General features: G+C 73.7%; 6 protein-coding genes. 4 read left to right on the top strand and 2 right to left on the bottom strand.

Translation table 11 applies throughout. The features are described from left to right. Positions 1–83: 83 nt before the first annotated feature. A complete protein-coding gene (locus RM540_RS11755) occupies positions 84–2,129 on the bottom strand; it encodes a M13 family metallopeptidase (RefSeq protein WP_311664292.1) in 2,046 nt (681 codons plus the stop codon). 158 nt (positions 2,130–2,287) lie between these two features. Further along, positions 2,288–3,127 carry a sigma-70 family RNA polymerase sigma factor gene (locus RM540_RS11750; protein ID WP_311664290.1) on the bottom strand — a complete coding sequence of 280 codons (840 nt, stop codon included), beginning with the start codon at positions 3,125–3,127 and terminating at the stop codon, positions 2,288–2,290. Between the two features lie 225 nt (positions 3,128–3,352). Here RM540_RS11750 and folP point away from each other — a divergent pair, with 225 nt between their 5' ends. The 4 genes from folP (at position 3,353) to RM540_RS11730 (ending at position 6,895) form a co-directional block, all read left to right on the top strand. Further along, positions 3,353–4,345, top strand: a complete 993-nt coding sequence (gene folP, locus RM540_RS11745; protein ID WP_311664288.1) for a dihydropteroate synthase — start codon at positions 3,353–3,355, stop codon at positions 4,343–4,345. After that, positions 4,342–5,184, top strand: coding sequence for a diadenylate cyclase CdaA (gene cdaA / locus RM540_RS11740; RefSeq protein ID WP_311664286.1), 843 nt, complete (start codon positions 4,342–4,344; stop codon positions 5,182–5,184). The genes folP and cdaA overlap by 4 nt, the downstream gene beginning before the upstream one ends. Further along, positions 5,184–5,849: a protein-L-isoaspartate(D-aspartate) O-methyltransferase gene (locus RM540_RS11735; RefSeq protein ID WP_311664284.1), complete on the top strand. Its 666-nt coding sequence runs from the start codon at positions 5,184–5,186 to the stop codon at positions 5,847–5,849. The genes cdaA and RM540_RS11735 overlap by 1 nt, the downstream gene beginning before the upstream one ends. 89 nt (positions 5,850–5,938) lie before the next feature. Continuing rightward, on the top strand, positions 5,939–6,895 hold the full coding sequence (locus RM540_RS11730) for a DUF368 domain-containing protein (RefSeq protein ID WP_311664282.1): 957 nt from the start codon (positions 5,939–5,941) through the stop codon (positions 6,893–6,895). The last annotated feature ends 4 nt before the right edge of the window (positions 6,896–6,899 follow it).

Genomic DNA, 6,899 nt, shown 5'->3' with positions numbered 1-6,899 from the left:
CTGTACCTCGTACCCCAAAACGACACCGCCCCGCCCACAAACGCGGGCGGGGCGGTCGAGCGAGGGCGGGGTGGCCAGGGCGGCTACCAGAGCACGATCCGGTCCTCGGGCGCCACGTAGAGCGCGTCGCCGGGCTCGACGTCGAACGCGTCGTAGAACGCGGGCACGTTGCCGAGCGGGCCGTTGGCGCGGTACTCGCCCGGGCTGTGGCTGTCGACCTGGAGGAGCTGGCGGAGGTACGGCTCGCGGTGGAGGATGCGCCACACCTGCGCCCAGCCCATGAAGAACCGCTGGTCGCCGGTGTAGCCGTCGATGACGGGGGCCTCCTCGCTGGGCGATACGACCCCGTCGCCGTCCTCGTCGAGCGAGATCTGGTAGGCGCGGTAGGCCATCGTGAGGCCGGCGAGGTCGGCGATGTTCTCGCCCAGCGTGAGCGAGCCCTGCACGTTGGCGTCGTCGAACGGGGCGTAGGCGTCGTACTGCGCCACGATCTGGTCCGCCCGCTCCTCAAACTCGGCGCGGTCGGCGTCGGACCACCAGTTGCGGAGGTTGCCCTCGGCGTCGTACTGGCTGCCCTGGTCGTCGAACCCGTGCGAGAACTCGTGGCCGATGACGGCGCCAATGCCGCCGTAGTTGACCGCGTCGTCGGCCTCGATGTTGAAGAACGGGGGCTGGAGGATGGCGGCCGGGAAAACGATCTCGTTGAAGGCCGGGTTGTAGTACGCGTTGACCGTCTGCGGCGTCATGCCCCACTCGGTCCGGTCCACGGGCTCGCCCAGCTTGCCCAGGTTGTCCTCGTACGCCCACTCGGCCGCCGCGCGGGCGTTGCCCACGAGGTCGGTCGGCGAGACCTCGAGGGCCGTGTAGTCTTCCCACACGTCGGGGTAGCCGATCTTGAACGTGTAGTTGTCGAGCTTCTGGAGCGCCTCGGCCTTCGTCGCGTCCGTCATCCAGGGGTTCTGGTTGATCGACTGGCGGAAGGCTTCCTGGAGGTTCAGGATGAGCGCCTCCATCCGGTCGGCCGCCTCCTGCGGGTAGTGGCGGTCGACGTAGATCCGCCCGACGGCCTCGCCGAGCGCGCCGCTCGTGGCGCCGACGGCCTTTTTCCAGCGCGGGCGGTCCTCCTCCGCCCCGCTCAGCGCGCGGCCGTAGAAGTTGAAGTTCGCCTCGCCGTAGGCGGCCGGGAGCAGGCCGGCGGCCTCGGAGAGCGCCCGCGCGCGGGCGTACGTCGTCCAGTCCTCCAGCGGCACCTCGGCCATCAGGCTGTCCAGCCCGGCGAGGTACGACGGCTGGCGGACGACGAGCGAGTCGATCTGGTCCGCGACGTCCATCTCGTCCAGCATGGCGTCGAAGTGGACGTTCGGGTAGGCCGCCCCGAGGTCCGCGACGGACATCGGGTTGTAGCGGGCCTCGGGGTCCCGGTTCTCGACGCGCGTCCACTGGCGCTCGGCCAACTCTGTCTCCAGGTCGAGGACCGTCTGAGCCGCCTCGGCGCCGTCCGGCCACCCCGCCAGCTCGTAGAGCCGCGCGAGGTAGTCGACGTAGGCGTCCCGGGCGTCGGCGAAGCGGTCTTCGAGGTAGTAGCTCTTGTCGGGGAGCCCAAGCCCGGACTGCGTCAGGAAAAAGACGTGGCGGTCCGAGTCCCGGTCGTCGACGCTCACGTAGCCCGCGACCGGCGACGGCCCAAAGCCCGTCCGGTTCTGGGCGAAGTAGCGCGCGAGGTCCTCGGCCGAGTTCACCGCCTCGATCCGGTCGAGGTCCGGCTGGAGCGGGGCGAGCCCGAGCGCCTCGACGCGCGCCGAGTCCATGTAGGCGGCGTAGAAGTCGCCGATTTTGCGGGCGTCGGGGTCCACCTCGCGGCCCGAGGCGGCGTCCTCGATGATGGCGCGCACGTTGTCCTCAGCCTCCTCGCGGAGCATGTCGAACGAGCCGTACCGGCTCTTGTCGGCGGGGATGTCGGTCGTCGAGAGCCAGCGGCCGTTGACGGCCCGGAACAGGTCGTCCTGCGGACGGACCTCGGGGTCCATCGCCTCGGTGTCGAGGCCGAGCGCGTCTTGCGCGGCGGCGGGCGGGGCGGCGAGCGCGACGAGGGCCGACGCGGCTAGAACGGAAAGGGCGAGGGTGCGCATAGGCGGGGTGGTGCAGGAGGTGCCTCCCTATAACGCCGCCCCGCCCCAAATCGTTGCCCCACCCCGCCCACGGCGCGCAGCGCGGCTCCCGCCCCGCCCCGTTGGCCGCCCCCGTTGGCCGCCCCCGTTGGCCGCCCCCGTGGGCGGGGCGGGGCGGCCTACCCGGCGTGGTCGGCGAGGTCATCGCGGCGGGACTTTTGGCGGAGCTTGCGGAGCGCCTTCTCCTTGATCTGGCGCACGCGCTCGCGGGTCAGATCGAACTCGTTCCCGATCTCTTCGAGCGTCATCGGGCTCTCGCGGCCGACCCCGAAGTAGAGCCGCGTGATCTCGGCCTCGCGCGGGGGCAGCGTCGCGAGCGCCCGCTCGACGTCGGCCCGGACGCTCTCGTCGAGCAGGTGCTCGTCGGGCGGGCGGTCCTCGAGGTCCGCCAGCACGTCGAGCAGGTTGTTGTCGTCGTCGTCGCCGAGCGGGGCGTCCATCGAGAGGTGGCGGACCTGGTGGCGGAGCGCGTCGCGGACCTTCTGGGGCTTGAGGTCGAGCTCGGCGGCCAGCTCCTCGACGTTGGGCGCCCGGTTGAACGTCTGCGTCAGCCGCGCCGACGCCTTGCGGATCTTCGAGATCGTCCCGATCCGGTTGAGCGGGAGCCGGACCACCCGGGCCTGCTCGGCGAGCGCCTGGAGGATGGCCTGCCGGATCCACCAGACGGCGTACGAGATAAACTTGAACCCGCGCGTCTCGTCGAACCGCGTGGCCGCCTTGATGAGCCCGTAGTTCCCCTCGTTGATAAGGTCCGAGAGCGAGAGCCCCTGGCCCTGGTACTTTTTGGCGACCGAGACCACGAACCGGAGGTTGGCCCGAACCATCTGGTGCAGCGCCTCCTCGTCGCCCTCTTTGATCCGCTGGGCCAGGCGCACCTCGTCGTCGGCCGTCAGGAGGTCGATGGTCCCGATCTCCTGGAGGTACTGGTCCAGCATCTGCTGGCTGCGGGGGACGTACATGGCGGGGCGGGGAGGCGGCGGGTCGGGCGGGGAGGCGGCGGGTCGGGCGGGGAGGCGGCGGGTCGGGCGGTGGCGCAGCGGTCGGGGGACCGCGCTGGGAGCAGTGCCGGGCGAGGGGGAGTCTACCACCGGGGCCACTCATGTGTACGAACAATGAAGACGGAAGGTCCGCCGCCCCGCCCCGCCCGAGGCGCCGGTGGTAGCTTTCCGGCCCCCGCCCCGCCCATGCCCGCCGCCCGCTCTGCCCCCGCCCCGCCCCCGCGGCCCGCGCCCCGCGACGGCGCCCGCGGAGCGCTCGACTGCCGCGGCCGGACGCTCGACGCGCGGCCGGGCGCCGGGCTCGTGATGGGCGTCCTCAACGTGACGCCCGACTCGTTCTCCGACGGCGGCCGCTACGCCACGGTCCGCGCCGCCGTCGACCGTGCGGCGCAGATGGCCGACGAGGGCGCCGCGGTCGTCGACGTCGGCGGCGAGTCGACGCGGCCGGGCGCGGCGCCGGTCGGGGCCGACGAGGAGACGGCGCGCGTGGTGCCGGTCGTCGAGGCCATCGCGCGCGAGGTGCCCGGCCTCCTCGTCTCGGTCGACACGACGAAGGGGGCCGTCGCGCGCGCGGCGCTCCGGGCCGGCGCCCACCTCGTCAACGACGTGGCGGGCGGGGCGGATACGGCCGAGGCCGCGGCCGAGTGGGGCGCCCCGCTCGTGGTCATGCACGCGCTCGGGGCCACGGGCGGGGCGGCCCCGGCGGACGCCTACGGCGACGTGGTCGCCGACGTGGCCGCGGCGCTCGAACGGGCCGCCGCGCGCGCCGAGGCCGCCGGCGTCCGCGACGTGGTCGTCGACCCCGGGTTCGGGTTCGGGAAGTCCGTCGCCGACAACCTCCGGCTGGTCGCCGGGCTCGACCGGCTCGCGGCGGCGGGCCGGCCGGTCCTCGTCGGCGTCTCGCGCAAGAGCACGGTCGGCGCCGTTCTGGCCCGCGCCGGGCGGGGCGGGCGGGGCGGCCACCCCGCCCCGGTCTCGGAGCGGCTGTACGGGTCGCTCGGGCTGGCGGCGCTGGCCGTCGTGCGCGGGGCAGCCATCGTGCGCGTCCACGACGTCCGCGCGACGGTCGAGACGCTCTGCACGCTCACGGCCGCCCTCGACGCGGGCGGGGCGGACGCGGGCGGGGCGGACGCGGGGGGGGCGGACGCGGGCGGGGCGGGAGCCGAGGGCGGCCGGTGAGTCTGGTACCCGCCCCGCCCTCGGCCCTCCTCTTTCTGGAGGTGTTCCGGATCGGGTTCGTCCCGGTCGGGTGGCTCGACCTCCTCGACATCGCGCTCACAGCCGTCCTGGTGTACCAGGGGTACCGGCTCATCCGCGGCACGATCGCGGTCCAGGTGGCCGTGGCGCTGCTGGGCATCTACGCGCTCAGCGAGGTCGTCCGCGCGATCGGGCTGACGACGCTGAACACGCTGTTCGGGGCCGTCGGCGACGTGTTCGTGCTCGCGGTCCTCATCCTGTTCGCGCCCGAGATCCGGCAGGCCCTGTTCCTGCTCGGGCGCAACCCGCTCGTGCGCCGGCTGGTCACGCAGCCGCCGCGCCAGAAGATCACCGACGAGGTCGTCGGCGCGCTCCGCGAGATGAGCCGGGACCGCGTAGGCTCGCTCATCGCGTTCGCGCGCTCGTCCGGCCTGCGGAACTACGTCGAGAGCGGGACCCAAATCCATGCCGAGGTCGAGCGCGACCTGCTCACGTCCATCTTCTTCCCCAACTCGCCGCTCCACGACGGCGCCGTCATCGTGCAGGGCCAGAAGATCGAGGCGGCCCGGTGCATCCTGCCCGTCTCCGACGCGCGCACGCTCGACCCCCACCTCGGCCTCCGCCACCGGGCCGCCGTCGGGCTCACGGAGCGGACCGACGCCTTCGTCGTCGTGACGTCGGAGGAGACCGGGAAGATCTCGGTCGCCGAGAACGGGAAGCTCGACGTCGACCTCTCGCTCGACGAGGTCGAGGCCCGGTTCAACGCCGCCTTCTCGCCGGCCCGCCGCGACGACGACGAGCCCGCCCCGCCCGCCCCCTGATGCCGCTCACCGACCGCGTCGCCGCCCGCCGCCGCGCCGACCTCGTGGCCGCCCTCCGCGCCAAGGGCATCGCCGACGAGCGCGTGCTCGCCGCCGTGGGCAGCGTCCCGCGCCACCTGTTCATCCCCGACTCGTCGCTGCTGACGCAGGCCTACGACGATGTGGCGCTCCCCATCGGGCTCGGGCAGACGATCTCGCAGCCGTTCACGGTCGCCCGCATGACCGAGCTCCTGGCGGTCCGCGAGGGCGACCGCGTGCTCGAGGTGGGCACGGGCAGCGGCTACCAGGCCGCCGTCCTCGCCGCGCTCGGCGCCCGCGTGTTCTCGGTCGAGCGCCACGCGCCCATCCTGTCGCGGACCGACCAGACGCTCGGCCGCCTCGGCATCCGCGTGCGGACGCGAACCGGCGACGGCACGCGCGGGTGGCCGGCCTACGCCCCGTTCGACGCCATCGTGGTCACGGCCGGCGGCCCCGCCGTCCCGCCCGACCTCGTCGCCCAGCTCCGCGACCCCGCCCCGCCCCGCCCCGACGCCCGCCTCGTCATCCCCGTCGGGCCGCCCGACCACCAGGTCCTGCACCGGATCACGCGCGTCGGCCCGGACGAGACGCGCGACGAGACGTTCGACGGCGTCGTGTTCGTCCCCCTCGTGAGCGGGGAGGGGTAGGCCGCTCTCCGGGCGGGTACGGGTACGAGGTACCGGGTACGCCGCCCCGCCCCCGCGTACCCCGTACCGAGTACCCTGTACCTCCTCCCATGCCTCTGATCAAGCACCTCGCGCAGGGCCTCCTCATGGGGAGCGCCGACATCATCCCCGGCGTGAGCGGGGGCACGATGGCGCTCATCGTCGGGATCTACAAGGACCTGATCTCGGCCATCGGCGACGGGTTCTCGGCCGTCCTCCTGCTCGCGCGCGGGCGGGGCGGGGAGGCGCTGCAGGCGTTCCGCGCGCTCGACTGGGGTCTGTTGCTGCCGGTCGTCATGGGGATCGGTCTCGCCATCGGGGTCGGCTCGCTGTTTATCCCCGAACTCCTCGTGCGCTACCCGGTCGAGTGTCGGGCGCTCTTTTTCGGGCTCGTCGCCGCGTCCCTCATCGTCCCGTGGCGCGAGCGGAAGGAGCAGCACGCGTGGCACCTCGCGGTTGCCGCGGTCGCCGCCGTCGTCGCCTTCGTCCTCGTCGGGCTGCCGCGGAGCGGGGACGCAGCCGACCCCAGCGTGCTCCGCATCGCCGGCACGGCGGCCGTGTCCATCAACGCGATGATCCTGCCGGGCGTGAGCGGGGCGTTCCTGCTCGAAGTGTTCGGACTCTACCGGCCGACGCTGGAAGCGCTCCGGTCGCTCGACGTGGGCTACATCGCCACGTTCGCGCTCGGGGCCGGCGTCGGGCTGGGGCTCGCGGCGAAGGGGCTGAGCTGGCTCCTCGACCGCCACCACGACCTCACGATGGCCGTCCTCGTCGGGCTCCTCGCCGGCTCGCTCCGCGCGCTCTGGCCGTGGGTCGGGTACGTCGAGCATGTGGGGTCGGACGGCGTGGCGGAGCGGGTCCCCGACCCGTCGGTGCTCCTCGCGCCCGGCGAGGCGTGGCCGCTCGCGCTGGGCCTGGCCGCGCTCGGGTTCGCCCTGGTCTCGGCGCTCGCGTGGGCGGGGCGGCGGCGCCTGGACGGCGCGGACGCGGCGCTCGCGCGCGAGCACGACGAGATGCCGGCAGCGTAGGCGC

This window comes from Rubrivirga litoralis (assembly GCF_031846415.1).
Taxonomy (GTDB): Bacteria; Bacteroidota; Rhodothermia; order Rhodothermales; family Rubricoccaceae; genus Rubrivirga; species Rubrivirga litoralis.
Note: the sequence above shows the minus strand (reverse complement) of the source record. Positions and strands in the feature narration are given on the sequence as shown.